Source organism: Pseudomaricurvus hydrocarbonicus, assembly GCF_011602365.1.
Taxonomy (GTDB): Bacteria; Pseudomonadota; Gammaproteobacteria; order Pseudomonadales; family Cellvibrionaceae; genus Pseudomaricurvus; species Pseudomaricurvus hydrocarbonicus.
Window position 1 is genome coordinate 106725 of the sequence record NZ_JAAONZ010000008.1, and the last position, 16837, is coordinate 123561.

At 52.3% G+C, this 16837-nt stretch carries 12 protein-coding genes and 5 tRNA genes; all 17 read left to right on the forward strand.

What is annotated here, in order from left to right:
* Positions 1 to 10: 10 nt before the first annotated feature.
* The gene (locus G8770_RS12165; RefSeq protein WP_167186847.1) at positions 11 to 778 is read left to right on the forward strand and encodes a hypothetical protein; all 768 of its coding nucleotides are present in this window, start codon (positions 11 to 13) and stop codon (positions 776 to 778) included.
* Positions 779 to 835: 57 nt separating this feature from the next.
* Positions 836 to 911, forward strand: a tRNA-Thr gene (locus G8770_RS12170).
* Between the two features lie 95 nt (positions 912 to 1006).
* Positions 1007 to 1090, forward strand: a tRNA-Tyr gene (locus G8770_RS12175).
* Between the two features lie 90 nt (positions 1091 to 1180).
* Positions 1181 to 1254, forward strand: a tRNA-Gly gene (locus G8770_RS12180).
* A gap of 24 nt (positions 1255 to 1278) precedes the next feature.
* Positions 1279 to 1354, forward strand: a tRNA-Thr gene (locus tag G8770_RS12185).
* Positions 1355 to 1472: 118 nt separating this feature from the next.
* Positions 1473 to 2696 (forward strand): elongation factor Tu, encoded by a 1224-nt coding sequence (gene tuf, locus G8770_RS12190; RefSeq protein WP_167186850.1) that lies wholly within the window; start codon positions 1473 to 1475, stop codon positions 2694 to 2696.
* Between the two features lie 71 nt (positions 2697 to 2767).
* Positions 2768 to 2843, forward strand: a tRNA-Trp gene (locus G8770_RS12195).
* 39 nt (positions 2844 to 2882) lie between these two features.
* A complete protein-coding gene (gene secE, locus G8770_RS12200) occupies positions 2883 to 3251 on the forward strand; it encodes a preprotein translocase subunit SecE (RefSeq protein WP_167186853.1) in 369 nt (122 codons plus the stop codon).
* A gap of 8 nt (positions 3252 to 3259) precedes the next feature.
* Complete coding sequence (gene nusG / locus G8770_RS12205; protein WP_167186855.1) at positions 3260 to 3793, forward strand: transcription termination/antitermination protein NusG; 534 nt, start codon at positions 3260 to 3262, stop codon at positions 3791 to 3793.
* Between the two features lie 161 nt (positions 3794 to 3954).
* Positions 3955 to 4389, forward strand: a complete 435-nt coding sequence (gene rplK / locus G8770_RS12210) for a 50S ribosomal protein L11 (protein ID WP_167186857.1) — start codon at positions 3955 to 3957, stop codon at positions 4387 to 4389.
* Positions 4389 to 5084 carry a 50S ribosomal protein L1 gene (gene rplA, locus G8770_RS12215; protein ID WP_167186858.1) on the forward strand — a complete coding sequence of 232 codons (696 nt, stop codon included), beginning with the start codon at positions 4389 to 4391 and terminating at the stop codon, positions 5082 to 5084. Before rplK ends, rplA begins: the two co-directional genes overlap by 1 nt.
* A 393-nt stretch (positions 5085 to 5477) precedes the next feature.
* Positions 5478 to 5972, forward strand: coding sequence for a 50S ribosomal protein L10 (rplJ, locus tag G8770_RS12220; RefSeq protein ID WP_167186859.1), 495 nt, complete (start codon positions 5478 to 5480; stop codon positions 5970 to 5972).
* Positions 5973 to 6086: 114 nt separating this feature from the next.
* The gene (gene rplL / locus G8770_RS12225; protein ID WP_167186860.1) at positions 6087 to 6458 is read left to right on the forward strand and encodes a 50S ribosomal protein L7/L12; all 372 of its coding nucleotides are present in this window, start codon (positions 6087 to 6089) and stop codon (positions 6456 to 6458) included.
* 409 nt (positions 6459 to 6867) lie between these two features.
* The gene (gene rpoB / locus G8770_RS12230) at positions 6868 to 10953 is read left to right on the forward strand and encodes a DNA-directed RNA polymerase subunit beta (RefSeq protein ID WP_167186861.1); all 4086 of its coding nucleotides are present in this window, start codon (positions 6868 to 6870) and stop codon (positions 10951 to 10953) included.
* Between the two features lie 188 nt (positions 10954 to 11141).
* Positions 11142 to 15368, forward strand: a complete 4227-nt coding sequence (gene rpoC / locus G8770_RS12235) for a DNA-directed RNA polymerase subunit beta' (protein ID WP_167186862.1) — start codon at positions 11142 to 11144, stop codon at positions 15366 to 15368.
* 334 nt (positions 15369 to 15702) lie between these two features.
* On the forward strand, positions 15703 to 16074 hold the full coding sequence (rpsL, locus tag G8770_RS12240; protein WP_167186863.1) for a 30S ribosomal protein S12: 372 nt from the start codon (positions 15703 to 15705) through the stop codon (positions 16072 to 16074).
* A 216-nt stretch (positions 16075 to 16290) separates the two neighbouring features.
* A complete protein-coding gene (gene rpsG, locus G8770_RS12245) occupies positions 16291 to 16761 on the forward strand; it encodes a 30S ribosomal protein S7 (RefSeq protein WP_167186864.1) in 471 nt (156 codons plus the stop codon).
* Positions 16762 to 16837 lie beyond the last annotated feature (76 nt).

Sequence of the window (16837 nt, forward strand, 5' to 3'; positions counted from 1 at the left end):
GGGAAATGTTATGCGTGCAATATTTTTAACGTTGGTGGTTGTGAATTTGGGGTTGTTTGGTGTGCTGTGGTTTCGGCCGGCGGCGGTTGATCTGGCCCCGCCCAAGTCAGCGGTGCCGGTAGAGTCTGGTGTGCAGCGGTTGGTGTTGCTTGGCGAGTTGGAGCCGGAAGATATTTTGCCGCGCGAGCGGATCGATGTCTCTCAGGCGTCTGGGGCCGAGGCGGGGGCAGGCGTCGCTGCGGAGTCTGCTGCAGGGCAGCCTGGTGATGGGCTGGCTGTCGACTCCCGGCCCCTCTGTACTTACGTTGGCCCCTTTCAGGATATGTTGCCCGCTGAATATCTGGTGGAAAACCTGCAGGCGCTGGAGGTGTCGGCTCAGGTGCGCAAGGTGGAGGTGCCTGGCGACCCCAATTTTTGGGTGTACCAAAGCCCTGAACCTTCCCGCAAGGCGGCTTTGCGGCGCTTGCATGAAATGCAGGCGAAAAATATCGACAGTTACGTTATCCCCAAGGGGGAGCTGGAAAATGGTATCTCATTTGGTGTTTTCAGCAGTCGCGCCAGGGCGGAAGAGCGCTTGGCGGTGATTTTATCGCTCGGGTATGAGGCGGCTGTCCGGCCAATTCCCCGGACTTTTGAAGAGATCTGGGTGTCTTTGGGGGTGGGAGAGGCCGAAAAAGTGGCTGATGAGCGCTGGTTTGAGCTGTTGAATCGGGAAGACGGCCTGGAGAAACGACAAAATTTCTGTTCACCTGTTGCGTCCGGGGAAAAGTTTCACTAGAATCGCGCCCTCACTTAAAGCGAGTCCCAACTTTGGGGTCGTGATTCGGTGATTTGGGCTGGCGTAGCTCAGTTGGTAGAGCAGCTGACTTGTAATCAGCCGGTCGGGGGTTCGACTCCTCTCGCCAGCTCCAAATTTTTTTATCTTGTTGCTGTAACCGTGTGAATTCTCTGGAATTATCGGTTGACAGTTGCCGGAAACAGGCGGAAAATAACGCCTCTTTTTTTGGCAGGGGTTCCCGAGTGGCCAAAGGGATCAGACTGTAAATCTGACGCGAAAGCTTCGGTGGTTCGAATCCACCCCCCTGCACCATATTTTCTGTCGATGCATAAGCTCTAAAGAGTAGGTGTTTCGACAGTGGCGCGCAAGGCCTAGCTCTGTAGGGCTAAAAAGGTAAGTTTAGCGGGTATGGTACAATGGTAGAACCTCAGCCTTCCAAGCTGATGATGCGGGTTCGATTCCCGCTACCCGCTCCAGGTTCTGCTATAAGCAAGAATTAAGCTCTTGTAGCTCAGTTGGTAGAGCACACCCTTGGTAAGGGTGAGGTCAGCGGTTCAAATCCGCTCAAGAGCTCCAGTATTTGCGTCGTGAAAGATAAGGTATCTTTACGGCGTTTTTGTGTGTTTGGGTGTATTGCTTGTCCTGTTTTGGGCGGCTGCGCTCAGCGAGTGTGTAATTTGAGGAGGCCCTCGTAATGGCTAAAGAAGCATTTGAACGTTCAAAACCACACGTAAACGTGGGCACCATCGGTCACGTTGACCACGGTAAAACTACTCTGACTGCAGCTCTGACTCGCGTATGTGCGGAAGTATGGGGCGGTTCAGCCGTTGCTTTTGACGGTATCGATAACGCTCCTGAAGAGCGTGAGCGCGGTATCACCATCGCAACGTCTCACGTTGAGTACGATTCTCCGGTTCGTCACTACGCGCACGTAGATTGCCCGGGACACGCCGATTACGTTAAGAACATGATCACCGGTGCTGCTCAAATGGACGGCGCTATCCTGGTTTGTGGTGCGACTGACGGCCCAATGCCTCAGACTCGTGAGCACATCCTGCTGTCTCGTCAGGTTGGTGTACCTTACATCGTAGTTTTCCTGAACAAAGCTGACCTGCTGGCTGAAGACTGTGGCGGTTTCGGTACTGAAGAGTACAACGAAATGCTGGAGCTGGTAGAAATGGAGCTGCGTGAGCTGCTGGACCAGTACGAATTCCCAGGTGACGACACTCCAATCATCGCCGGTTCTGCCCTGATGGCTCTGAACGGTGAAGACACCGATGGTCTGGGTACCACTGCGGTTAAAACTTTGGTTGAGACTCTGGATTCTTACATTCCTGAGCCTGAGCGTGCGATCGATGGTGCTTTCATTATGCCAATCGAAGACGTTTTCTCCATCCAGGGTCGTGGTACTGTTGTTACCGGTCGTGTTGAGCGCGGTATCATCAAAGTCGGCGAAGAAATTGAAATCGTGGGCATCAAAGACACCACCAAGACCGTTTGTACGGGTGTAGAGATGTTCCGCAAGCTGCTGGACGAAGGTCGTGCGGGCGAGAACTGTGGTGTTCTGCTGCGTGGTACCAAGCGTGAAGAAGTTCAGCGTGGTCAGGTACTGGCCAAGCCGGGTTCAATCACTCCACACACCAAGTTCGAAGGCGAAGTTTACGTGCTGGGTAAAGATGAAGGTGGTCGTCACACTCCATTCTTCAAAGGTTACCGTCCACAGTTTTACTTCCGTACCACTGACGTAACTGGTGCTTGTGAGTTGCCAGAAGGCGTTGAAATGGTAATGCCAGGTGATAACATTCAGATGACTGTTACCCTGATTCACCCAATCGCCATGGACGAAGGTCTGCGTTTCGCTATCCGCGAAGGTGGCCGTACCGTTGGTGCTGGTGTTGTAGCTAAAATCATCGAGTAATCGGTGATTTAAAGGCCGGGTGCCGGGGCTGGAGCGGTTTGCTCTGATCTCGGGTTCGGCTTTTATTTTCTAGGCCAGTAGTTCAATTGGTAGAGCACCGGTCTCCAAAACCGGGTGTTGGGGGTTCGAGTCCCTCCTGGCCTGCCATATTTATTTCAGAGTAATAATGAAGGTTGCTGCAAGAGTATGAGCGCAAATGTTGAAGCCAAAGAATACCGCCTCGATGGTCTTAAGTGGCTGCTGGTGGTGCTGTTGGTTGCTGCAGGCGTAGTTGGCAACTCCTATTACTCCGAAGTGGCTGTTCTTTACCGTGTGCTGGCTTTGGTTGCTGGTGGTGCGGCGGCGATGTTTGTTGCGATAAACACCGCCAAGGGCAGTACTTTCTGGAATTTGTTGCTTGAGGCGCGCGCAGAGTTTCGCCGCGTGGTCTGGCCGACTCGTCAGGAAGTGAATCAAACTACGTTGATCGTGGTTGCTGTTGTTATCGTGATGTCGATCGTTCTTTGGTTGCTGGACACCTTTTTGGGTTGGCTGGCATCCCTCATTATTGGTTAGAGGCGGACATGGCTAAACGCTGGTATGTAGTTCATGCGTATTCGGGCTACGAGAAGAAAGTAGCTGCGGCATTAAAAGAGCGCGTAGAGCTGACAGGTATGCAAGACCAGTTTGGCGATATTCTTGTTCCGACTGAAGAAGTGGTTGAAATGCGCGGCGGTCAAAAGCGCAAGTCAGAGCGTAAGTTCTTCCCCGGCTATGTGCTGGTGCAGATGGAACTTACTGATGACAGTTGGCACTTGGTTAAAGAAACCCCGCGTGTGATGGGGTTTATTGGTGGCAAGGCGGATAAGCCGGCCCCAATTACTGAAAAAGAAGCCAATGCAATCTTGCAGCGTGTGGATGATTCAGTTGATAAGCCCAAGCCCAAGACTATCTTTGAGCCGGGCGAAATGGTTCGTGTTATTGACGGACCTTTCAATGACTTTAATGGGGTTGTTGAAGAGGTTAATTACGAGAAGAGTCGCCTGCACGTTGCAGTGTTGATCTTCGGACGCTCAACTCCGGTTGAGTTGGAATTTGGTCAGGTCGAAAAGGCCTAATCAGTTCAAAAGGAAATTTTGGCCCTCTTCTGCCGCTGGTAGAGGAGGGCTTTCGCGTCTCCGAAAATCTATTATGGGTTTCGGAGGTAGGGGAGCCTAAGACAATTGTCTGAGCCACAGGCAGTTCGAGGCGCTAACACCCAACTTTGGGAGTATTAACAATGGCTAAGAAAGTTGAAGCTTATATTAAGCTGCAAGTGCCTGCTGGTCAGGCCAACCCAAGTCCACCCGTTGGCCCTGCACTGGGTCAGAAAGGTGTGAACATCATGGAGTTCTGTAAAGCGTTTAACGCCCAGACTCAAAACCTGGAGAACGGTGCTCCGGTACCTGTTGTGATCAGTGTTTACGGCGATCGCAGCTTTACCTTCACCATGAAGACTCCTCCTGCTTCTTTCCTGTTGAAAAAAGCAGCGGGTATCAAGAGCGGCTCCAGCCGTCCAAACACTCAGAAAGTGGGCAAGATTACTCGCGCTCAGCTGGAAGAGATTGCAACCGCCAAGAAGCCGGATTTGACTGCTGCTGACATGGACGCTGCAGTACGTACTATTGCGGGTTCAGCCCGTGCGATGGGTCTGGAAACTGAGGGTGTGGTTTAATGGCTAAGTTATCTAAGCGCCAACGCGCTATCCGCGAAAAGCTGGACGCAACCAAACAGTACGGTATCGATGAAGCTGTAGCACTGTTGAAAGAAGTGTCTGCTGTTAAATTTGGTGAAACTGTTGATGTCGCCATCAACCTGGGTATTGATCCGCGTAAATCCGATCAATCCGTACGTGGTGCGACCACTTTGCCAAATGGTTCTGGTAAGGAAGTCCGCGTAGCGGTATTCACTCAGGGTGCCAATGCTGAGCTCGCTAAAGAAGCGGGTGCTGACATTGTTGGTATGGACGAACTGGCTGCTGACGTTAAAGCGGGCAACATGGATTTTGACGTAGTCATCGCCGATCCTGCTGCCATGCGCGTTGTCGGTCAGTTGGGTCAGATTTTGGGCCCACGTGGCCTGATGCCTAACCCTAAGACCGGTACCGTGACTCCAGACGTTGCAACTGCGGTTAAAAACGCAAAAGCAGGTCAGGTTCGCTACCGTGCAGACAAGGGTGGTATCGTTCACGGTGCTATCGGCAAGTTGACTTTTGATGTGAAAGCGTTGAAAGAAAACCTGGAAGCACTGCTGTTAGATTTGAAAAAAGCAAAACCTGCCTCTGCCAAGGGTGTTTACCTGAAAAAGGTTTCCTTGAGCACCACTATGGGGCCAGGTGTTGTTTTGGATCAGTCGACTCTGGATATCTAAGTAACGGATATTTGAGCAGACTGGTTAACGTACTTTGGGGTCTGGCCGGACCTTCACTTTCCGCTCTCTGAGTGGATGGCGAGGAGCGGCCAGGCCGTCAAAGACCGCAGGTGAGACTCAGCGGCGCGTCGTGAAACACTGGCGGCGAACAACTGGGGCTCTTAATGTCCTGCGCAGACGGTGAGACCCAATTCAGTTTTTAGGGGTTTGATCTATTTGAGTCTAGCAGAGCCGCTTGGTTTTGCTGGAGGTTGAAGAGATCAGGCTTCGCTGGATTTGATCACCGAAACGTCTCGGCTTTGAAGTTTAAGGTTGGGATTGAAATAACGATTGGCGCTCCTCGCCTGACCTTATGTGGGTTGAGTTGAGCTAATCAAATCCAGGAGTAATCTTGTGGCATTAGGACTCGAAGACAAAAAAGCGATTGTCGCTGAGGTCCAGGAAGCTGCTAAGGGCGCTTTGTCAGCGGTTGTTGCCGATGCACGTGGTGTATCTGTGACGGCTATGACCGCCCTGCGTAAAGAGGCTCGTGAGAACGGCGTTTGGGTTAAAGTCGTTCGTAACACTCTGGCGCGTCGCGCAGTAGAAGGTACTGATTACGAGTGTCTGACCGACACTTTTATCGGCCCGACCCTGATCGCTTTCTCTAACGAACACCCAGGCGCCGGTGCGCGCATTTTTGGTGAGTTCGCGAAAGGAAACGACAAGTTGGAGCTGAAAGCAGCCGCCTTTGAAGGTTCTGTAGTTGATATCAAAATGCTGGCAACTTTGCCAACATACGACGAAGCAATTGCAAAACTGATGAGCGTGATGAAAGAAGCAGCAGCTGGCAAATTGGTTCGTACCATTGCAGCCATCCGCGACCAAAAAGAAGAGCAAGCAGCTTAAGTTACGGTTTGGAATTATCCACCGGTTACAAAGTGCTTGTTTGTTTAAACGATTTATCGAGCTTGGTTCTATCTGTTAGACCGTAATTGCTCTACAAACTGTAGGAATAGACTTATGTCTCTGACTAAAGACGATATCATCAATGCAGTTGCTGAGATGTCTGTTAAAGACGTTGTTGAACTGATCGAAGCAATGGAAGAGAAATTCGGCGTAACCGCGGCTGCTGCTGCTGTTGCTGTTGCTGGCGGTGACGCTGGTGGTGCTGCTGAAGAGAAAACTGACTTTGACGTAGTGCTGACTGGCGCTGGCGAAAAGAAAGTTAACGTTATTAAAGCTGTTCGTGCAATCACCGGTTTGGGCCTGAAAGAAGCCAAAGCTATGGTTGAATCTGCACCTGCTACTGTATTGGAAGGCGCTGGTAAAGATGCGGCTGAAGATGCACAGAAGCAGCTGGAAGAAGCAGGCGCTTCTGTAGAGCTGAAGTAATTCAGTTGCAGACAACGCTAAGGTCTAACGGACTTTTGAAAATAAAGGCTGTGTGACTTTAAGGCTGGTGGGCCGTTGCCCGCCGGCCTTTTTGCCGTCCGTGACTGGCGGTGGATGTTTTAAATTGATGATGTAGTGGTGAAGTGGCGCAATACCTGTCTAGGTGTAGGGCGTGGCTTGTACGATTCAGTTTTCAGCGTCTGAACGGTCATAGTAGAGAGTGGGATTGTCCGTGCATTGTAGGGTCAGTTGCTATCAGGGTATACCGGTAGGCAGCAGGATTTACAGCGGGTTCGGTCCGGGAATGCTCTTCTGCGAAGATAAATACCACGCGAGTGTGTTGACTGATCTTGAGTCGAATCGTTGTGGCGAGATGAAGCCTTATCCGTGAACAAGCTGGGGAATACTGATGGCTTACTCATATACTGAGAAAAAACGTATCCGCAAGGAATTCGGCAAGCTGCCGCACGTCATGGATGTACCGTTCCTCCTGGCGATACAGTTGGATTCATACCGGAAGTTTACTCAGGCAGACTTGTCGCCTGAGGCGCGTTTGGACGTTGGTCTGCACGCTGCATTTAAATCTGTGTTCCCGATAGTGAGTTATTCGGGAAGTGCTGCCCTGGAATACGTAAGTTACGTGTTGGGCAAGCCGGCATTCGATGTTACTGAATGTCAATCACGCGGCATCACCTATGCTGTGCCTCTGCGCGTGAAAGTTCGTTTGATCATCTACGATAAAGAATCATCGAACAAAACGATTAAAGATATCAAAGAGCAAGAAGTCTACATGGGCGAAATTCCGCTTATGACAGACAACGGTACATTTGTCATCAATGGTACCGAGCGAGTAATCGTTTCCCAGCTTCACCGCTCACCCGGTGTGTTCTTTGATCACGATAAAGGCAAAACCCACTCTTCGGGTAAATTGCTCTACTCTGCGCGAGTAATTCCTTACCGTGGTTCATGGTTGGATTTTGAATTCGATCCCAAGGATCTGGTGTACGTTCGTATCGATCGTCGCCGTAAATTACCTGCTTCCATTTTGCTTCGCGCTCTGGGTTATACCTCTGAGCAGATGCTGGAGATGTTCTACGACACCAGTAAATTTGCGATCAAAGATGGTGACTACAGCTTTGAGCTGGTGCCTGCCCGTCTGCGTGGTGATGTAGCTACGTTTGACATTAAAGATGGTAAAGGCAACCTGATTGTTGAAGAAGGCCGTCGTATTACCGCCCGTCATATTCGCCAGCTTGAGAAGGCGGGTGTGGATGAGATGCAGGTGCCGCGTGAATACCTGTTGGGTCGTAGCCTGGCGCGCGACCTGGCGGATACCAACACCGGCGAGTTGCTGTTTGAATGTAACAGCGAAATTACTGAAGAAGTTCTGGCAAAAGTTGAAGAGCTTGGCCTGGATACTCTGGAAACGCTGTACACCAACGAACTGGATTGTGGCCCGTTCATTTCAGACACCCTGCGCGTAGATCCTACCCGCAGCGAGCTGGAAGCCCTGGTCGAAATCTATCGTATGATGCGTCCTGGCGAGCCGCCAACCAAAGAGTCTGCAGAAGCCCTGTTCCAGAACCTGTTCTTTGCCCAGGAGCGCTACGACCTGTCCAGCGTTGGACGGATGAAGTTCAACCGTCGTCTGGCGCGTGAAGAAGACACCGGTGAAGGCACTCTGTCTAACGACGACATCGTCGACGTTCTGAAAACGTTGGTGGACATCCGTAACGGTAAAGGCGTTGTGGATGATATCGATCACCTGGGTAACCGTCGTGTGCGTTCCGTGGGCGAAATGGCGGAAAACCAGTTCCGCGTTGGCCTGGTGCGTGTCGAGCGTGCAGTGAAAGAGCGTCTGTCCATGGCGGAATCCGAAGGCCTGATGCCTCAGGATCTGATTAACGCCAAGCCTGTGGCTGCGGCTGTGAAAGAGTTCTTTGGCTCTTCCCAGTTGTCCCAGTTTATGGACCAGAACAACCCGTTGTCCGAAGTGACTCACAAGCGTCGTGTTTCCGCGTTAGGCCCCGGTGGTCTGACCCGTGAGCGTGCCGGTTTTGAGGTGCGCGATGTGCATCCGACGCACTACGGTCGTGTTTGTCCTATCGAAACGCCTGAAGGTCCGAACATTGGTCTGATTAACTCTCTGGCCACATATTCGCGTACTAACAGCTACGGGTTTCTGGAAGCACCTTACCGCAAGGTCAATAATGGTGTCGCCACCGATGAAATTGAGTACCTGTCGGCGATTAACGAAGCCGGTTATGTTATTGCTCAGGCATCTTCCCCGCTGGACAGCGATAACAAGCTGACTGAAGAGCTGGTTTCTGTGCGTCACATGGGTGACTTTACCCTGAAGCCTGCGGCCGAAGTTGAGTACATGGATGTATCACCGCGTCAGGTGGTCTCTGTGGCAGCTTCCCTGATTCCATTCCTGGAACACGATGATGCAAACCGGGCCTTGATGGGATCGAACATGCAGCGTCAGGCAGTTCCGACCCTGAGGGCTCAAAAGCCTCTGGTTGGTACCGGTATGGAGCGCAACGTTGCCTCTGACTCCGGCGTGTGTGTGGTTGCCAAACGTGGCGGTGTGATTGAGCGCGTTGATGCAGCTCGTATCGTGGTCAAAGCGCACGATGACGAAACTGAATCCGGTGACGCAGGTGTGGATATCTACAACCTGACCAAGTACACCCGTTCAAACCAGAACACCTGTATTAACCAGCGTCCGATTGTTAGAACCGGTGATACCGTTTCACGCGGGGATATCCTGGCCGATGGTCCATCTGTGGACCTGGGTGAGTTGGCACTGGGGCAGAACATGCGTATCGCATTCATGCCCTGGAATGGTTACAACTTTGAGGATTCCATTTTGGTTTCCGAGCGGGTTGTGCAGGAAGACCGTTTTACCACCATCCACATTCAGGAACTGACTTGTATTGCCCGCGACACCAAGTTGGGCAGTGAAGAGATCTCTGCGGACATTCCCAATGTCGGTGAAGGCGCACTGTCGAAGCTGGATGAGTCCGGAATTGTCTACATCGGTGCCGAAGTTGGCCCGGGCGACATTCTGGTGGGTAAGGTGACGCCGAAAGGCGAAACTCAGTTAACACCGGAAGAAAAGCTGCTGCGTGCGATCTTTGGTGAGAAGGCCTCAGACGTAAAAGATACGTCTCTGCGTGTTCCTACCAGCACCAAAGGCACCGTGATCGACGTACAGGTCTTTACCCGCGACGGTTTGGAAAAAGACCATCGTTCGCTGGAGATCGAAAAGTCTCAGCTGAACGACATTCGCAAGGACCTCAACGAAGAGTTCCGTATCGTACAAACCGCGACTTTTGAGCGTCTGCGCAGTGCTCTGGTTGGCCAGAAGGCAGCCAGTGGTAAAGGCGTCAAAAAAGGTGAGGTGGTTACGGATGAAACGCTGGACGCCCTGGAGCAGGAACAGTGGTTCAAGATCCGCATGGCCGAAGACGCTCTCAACGAGCAGCTTGACCGTGCAGAAGAGCAACTGATTGAGCGTCGCAAGATTCTGGACGAGCGTTTTGAAGATAAGAAACGCAAGCTGGAAACCGGTGATGACCTGGCGCCTGGCGTGCTGAAGATTGTTAAGGTTTATCTGGCGATTAAACGTCGTATCCAGCCTGGCGATAAGATGGCTGGACGTCACGGTAACAAGGGTGTTATCTCGGTCATTATGCCGGTTGAAGATATGCCACACGACGCCAATGGCGAGCCGGTGGACATTGTTCTCAACCCGCTGGGTGTTCCGTCCCGGATGAACGTGGGGCAGGTGCTGGAAATGCACCTGGGTATGGCGGCTAAAGGCCTGGGCGTGAAGATTGACAACATGATTCGCGAACAGAAAGCCGTTGCTGAAGTACGCAGCTTCCTGGAAGACGTGTACAACAAGACCGGTGAAGCTGCCAACAAGGAGGATTTGAACTCCTTCTCTGACGCAGAAATCCTGGAAATGGCTGCGAACCTGCGTGAAGGTGTGCCTATGGCAACAGCGGTTTTTGATGGCGCGAAAGAAAGCGAAATCAAAGATCTGCTGCGTCTGGCGGACCTGTCTGATACCGGTCAGGTGCAGTTGTACGACGGCCGTACTGGTGATGAATTCCAGCGTGAGACCACGGTCGGTTACATGTACATGCTCAAACTGAACCACCTGGTCGACGACAAGATGCACGCCCGTTCTACCGGCTCTTACAGCTTGGTTACTCAGCAGCCGCTGGGTGGTAAAGCGCAGTTCGGTGGACAGCGTTTCGGTGAGATGGAAGTGTGGGCACTGGAAGCATACGGTGCCGCTTACACCTTGCAGGAAATGCTGACTGTGAAGTCGGATGACGTGGCTGGTCGGACCAAGATGTATAAAAACATCGTTGACGGCGATCACCGCATGGAGCCTGGCATGCCAGAGTCCTTTAACGTACTGGTTAAAGAGATTCGCTCCCTCGGTATCAATATCGAGTTGGAAGCTGACAACAGTTAAGCGTCAGCTACTGATGGGGGCTTGCCCCCCATTTGTGCCGGAACCTCCTGTGGTGACCGGGTGCTGGGTAACAGATGTTTGTAGAAACAGATCGAACCCGCGCCCTGAGTTAGAAACAGGAACTGTAGATAACAAGGGCTTTACCCCAAGTGGTGAAGCTCATTTTCGAGACAACTGGAGACAGTCCCTTGAAAGACTTACTTAATCTGCTGAAGTCCCAAGGTCAAACTGAAGAGTTTGATGCGATCCGTATTGCACTGGCGTCGCCAGAAATGATTCGTTCGTGGTCTTTCGGTGAAGTAAAGAAGCCGGAAACCATCAACTATCGTACCTTCAAGCCTGAGCGTGAAGGTTTGTTCTGTGCCAAAATTTTTGGTCCGGTCAAAGATTACGAGTGCTTGTGTGGTAAATACAAGCGCATGAAGCACCGCGGTATTATTTGTGAGAAGTGTGGCGTAGAAGTCACCTTGTCCAAGGTCCGCCGTGAGCGCATGGGTCATATTGAGCTGGCCTGTCCGACGGCTCACATCTGGTTCCTGAAGTCCCTGCCAAGCCGCATGGGTCTGTTGCTGGATATGACGCTGCGTAACATCGAGCGCGTACTGTACTTTGAATCCTACGTAGTGACCGATCCCGGTATGACTACACTGGAAAGAGCTCAGTTGCTGACCGATGAGCAGTACTTTGAGGCGATGGAAGAATTTGGTGACGAATTCGAAGCCAAGATGGGCGCTGAAGCGATTCAGGAGTTGATGCGTGACATCGACCTGGAAGCAGAAATTCAGTCTCTGCGTGAAGAGATTCCGAATACCAATTCCGAAACCAAAATCAAGAAGCTGTCCAAGCGCCTGAAGCTGCTGGAAGCCTTCTTTAACTCTGGCAACAAGCCTGAGTGGATGGTAATGGAAGTCTTGCCAGTACTGCCACCGGACCTGCGTCCTTTGGTTCCTCTGGACGGTGGTCGTTTTGCGACCTCGGATCTGAACGATTTATATCGTCGTGTGATCAACCGTAACAACCGTCTGAAGCGTCTGCTGGATCTGAACGCACCGGACATCATCGTGCGCAACGAAAAGCGTATGCTGCAGGAATCTGTGGATGCGTTGCTGGATAACGGTCGTCGTGGCCGTGCCATTACCGGTTCCAACAAGCGCCCGCTGAAATCTTTGGCTGACATGATCAAAGGTAAGCAGGGTCGCTTCCGTCAGAACCTGCTCGGTAAGCGTGTTGACTACTCCGGTCGTTCGGTGATCGTGGTGGGCCCAACCCTGCGTCTGCATCAGTGTGGTCTGCCGAAGAAGATGGCGTTGGAATTGTTCAAGCCATTCATTTTCAGCAAGCTGGAATTGCGTGGTCTGGCGACCACCATCAAAGCGGCCAAGAAAATGGTTGAGCGCGAAGAAGCCGTGGTCTGGGATATCCTCGATGAAGTGATTCGCGAGCACCCGGTCATGCTCAACCGTGCACCAACCCTTCACCGTTTGGGTATCCAGGCGTTTGAACCGGTTCTGATTGAAGGTAAAGCCATTCAGTTGCACCCATTGGTGTGTGCGGCCTATAACGCTGACTTCGATGGTGACCAGATGGCAGTACACGTACCTTTGACGCTGGAAGCCCAGCTCGAAGCCCGTGCACTGATGATGTCCACCAACAACATTCTGTCCCCCGCTTCCGGTGAGCCGATCATCGTACCGTCCCAGGACGTGGTGTTGGGCTTGTACTGGATGACCCGTGAGCGTATCAATGCACCGGGCGAAGGCATGGTGTTTGCGGATACTCAGGAAGTATCACGCGCTTACCACTCCAAGCAGGTCGGTCTGCAGGCTCGTATTAAGGTTCGTATTACCGAAACCATCACTCGTGAAGACGGTGAGCTGGAAACCAATACCGCCATCATGGACACCACCGTTGGTCGTGTTCTGTTGTGGGAGATTGTGCCTAAAGGTATGCCGTTCGAGCAGGTGAACCGTCCGATGGTGAAGAAAGCCATCTCCGGCGTGATTAACTACTGCTACCGTATTGTGGGCTTGAAGGCGACGGTTATCTTCGCTGATCAGCTGATGTACATGGGGTATGAGTATTCCACCAAATCGGGTTCCTCCATTGGTGTGAACGATTTCGAAATCCCTGAAGCCAAGCACAAATTGGTGGCTGCAGCGGACCAGGAAGTGAAAGAAATTGAAGCACAGTACGCTTCCGGTCTGGTTACCCAGGGTGAGAAGTACAACAAAGTGATCGACATCTGGTCCCGTGCCAACGACCTGGTTGCCAAGTCGATGATGGAAGGTATCAGTAAGGAATTCGTCACCAACCGCGACGGCGAAGAGGAAGAACAGGATTCTTTCAACTCGGTGTTTATGTACGCGGACTCCGGTGCACGGGGTTCCCCCGCTCAGATCCGTCAGTTGGCCGGTATGCGTGGTCTGATGGCGAAGCCGGATGGCTCCATCATCGAAACGCCCATTACGGCGAACTTCCGTGAAGGTCTGAACGTAGGTCAGTACTTCATCTCGACGCACGGTGCTCGTAAAGGTTTGGCCGATACCGCACTGAAAACCGCTAACTCCGGTTATCTGACCCGTCGTCTGGTTGACGTGGCGCAGGACGTGGTTGTGACTGAAACCGACTGTGGAACCGATAATGGCCTGACCATGGCGCCGGTGATCGAAGGTGGTGACATCATTGAATCACTGGGTGATCGTATTCTGGGCCGGGTTGTTGCTCGCGACGTGATTCGTACCGACAGCGATGAAATTCTGGTGCCTGCCGGTACCATGATTGACGAGAAGTGGGTTGAGCGCATCGAAGAGATGGGCATTGACGAAGTACAGGTTCGCTCGCCGATCTCCTGTGAAACCCGTCACGGTATCTGTGCCCAGTGTTACGGTCGCGATCTGGCTCGTGGGCATCGTGCCAACGCCGGTGAAGCCGTGGGTGTTATTGCCGCTCAGTCCATTGGTGAGCCGGGTACCCAGCTGACCATGCGTACGTTCCACATTGGTGGTGCGGCTTCTCGTGCTTCTGCGGTAGATAGCGTACAGATCAAGCAGGATGGTGTGGTTCGCCTGATCAACGTCAAAGTGGTCGAAAACGTTGCTGGTAACCTGGTGGCGGTATCGCGTTCCGGTGAGTTGGCCGTAGCCGATGCCAACGGTCGTGAGCGCGAGCGCTACAAGGTGCCTTACGGCGCCGAGATTACCGTGAAAGACGGTGAGTCCGTGGAAGGTGGTCAGTTTATCGCCAAGTGGGATCCACACACACACCCCATCGTGACAGAAGTTGCGGGTAAGGTTGTGTTTGCCGGTATGGAAGATGGTCTGTCGATTCGCCGTCAGACGGATGACCTCACTGGCTTGAGCTCCATCGAGGTTCTGGACCCGACCGAGCGTCCCGCTGCGGGTAAAGACCTGAAGCCTGCCGTGACTCTGGTGGATGAGACTGGCACTGAATTGTGCCTGGCCAACACCAACGTACCGGCGCACTACATGCTGCCTGCAAAAGCGATCTTGAGCATCTCCAATGGTGATCAGATCAACGTGGGTGACATCATTGCGCGTATTCCGCAAGAGAGCTCGAAAACCCGCGATATTACCGGTGGTCTGCCGCGTGTTGCTGACTTGTTTGAAGCGCGTCGTCCGAAAGAGCCGTCTATCCTGGCGGAAATTTCCGGCACCATCTCCTTCGGTAAGGAAACCAAAGGCAAGCGTCGTCTGGTGATTACCCCGAACGATGGCCAGCCGCTGCCGGATGGCTCGACTCACTACGAAGTGCTGATTCCCAAGCATCGCGTAATGACCGTGTTCGAAGGTGAGAAGGTTGAGAAGGGTGAAGTTGTTTCCGACGGTCCGAGCAATCCGCACGATATCCTGCGTCTGCAGGGTGTAGAAGCACTGGCGCGTTACATCACCAACGAAATCCAGGACGTTTACCGTCTGCAGGGTGTAAAAATTAACGATAAGCACATTGAGGTGATCATTCGCCAGATGCTGCGCAAAGTTGAAATTTACTCCATGGGTGATTCCAGCTTCGTTAAAGGTGAGCAAGCTGAGTACAACCGTGTACTGGAAGAAAACGAGAAGCTGCGTGCCGACGATCGTCAGCCCGCAACTTACGAGCGTCAGCTGCTGGGTATTACCAAGGCATCTCTGGCGACCGAGTCGTTCATTTCAGCGGCCTCCTTCCAGGAGACCACACGGGTTCTGACCGAAGCGGCGGTTACCGGTAAGGTTGATAACCTGCGCGGGCTGAAAGAGAACGTCGTCGTGGGTCGTCTGATTCCGGCGGGTACTGGTTTGGCTTACCACACCGAGCGACGTCGTCAACGCAGTGCTGACAGAGCCATTGAGTCTGATGGTCCTACCGCAGCTGAAGTTGAAGCCGCTCTGACCGAAGCATTGAAGTCCAGCGCCAGCTAATCGGCTGCTGTGAAGGGGCGGCCCTGCGGGCCGTGTCCTTCAGATGGTTTGGTCTGAAAAAGCCTCCGCTTGTGGAGGCTTTTTCGTATGTCTGGCGTGGATATTGGCCAGCCCGGGTGTGCTATTTTGCCCTGGCCTGTCGAATTTGGCGTCAGCTACAGGGAAATGTGTCGGGATTCAGAGGAATCCATAGTCTGCGGGTTGACCAGATTCCTCAAGCCCCGTACAATGCGCGACCCCTAGAAATTGGGGTGGGTGTGTTGTTTGAAGGCGCACTTATTAATTTTTAACTGGCCTTATCCGTAAGGCATTAATGTTTTTGGAGTTATTTTTCATGGCAACGATTAACCAATTGGTTCGTAAGCCTAGAAAACGTAAAGTTCAGAAGAGCGACGTTCCTGCTCTGCAAGCTTGTCCTCAACGTCGTGGTGTTTGCACCCGCGTTTACACCACTACTCCTAAGAAGCCAAACTCAGCTCTGCGTAAGGTTTGCCGTGTGCGCCTGACCAGTGGCTTTGAAGTCACTTCTTACATCGGTGGTGAAGGTCACAACTTGCAAGAACACAGCGTGGTACTGATTCGTGGCGGTCGTGTAAAAGATCTGCCAGGTGTTCGTTATCACACTGTTCGCGGTAGCCTCGACACCTCTGGCGTGAGTGACCGTAGACAAGGTCGTTCTAAATACGGTGCCAAGCGTCCTAAGTAATAGATGCTTGAGACTGAACGTTTGATGGGGCTGTTAGCCTCGGTCATTGTCAGTCGTGTACTGTTTAACGTTTTCGGTTGAACCGAGTAAGGCTAAGCGCGCTCATAGTTAGATCAGCAGAAGCAGTAAGGTCAGCAAAAGCCGACAGTGTTGTGAATGTGGAATAAGTTGTGAGAGCGTTGTCTTAGACAAACCCTGAAGAGAAGGCGAAGTAAAATGCCAAGAAGACGCGTTGTCGCTAAACGTGAAGTATTACCCGATCCTAAGTACGGGAATATCACCTTAGCGAAATTTATGAATATGGTAATGGTCAGCGGTAAGAAAGCCGTTGCAGAGCGCATCGTTTACGGTGCACTGGATATCGTTACTGAAAAAACCAGCCAGGACTGCATTGAAGTATTTGATGATGCCCTGGAAAAAATTGCACCGCTGGTCGAGGTTAAATCTCGTCGTGTTGGTGGTGCAACCTACCAAGTGCCGGTTGAAGTTCGCCCTGCACGTCGTCAAGCGCTGGCTATGCGTTGGTTGGTAGAGTTTTCCCGCAAGCGCGGTGAGAAGTCTATGGCTCAACGTCTTGCGGGCGAGCTGATGGACGCATCCCAAAGCAAAGGTGGTGCAGTCAAGAAGCGTGAAGACGTTCACCGCATGGCTGAAGCCAACAAAGCGTTCTCGCACTACCGCTTCTAAGTTTGTTCTTAGTCTGTGTGTAGCGTGGCTGAAAGGCTGGGCCGTAAGGCCCAAACGCAATAAAGGCGCAATAAAA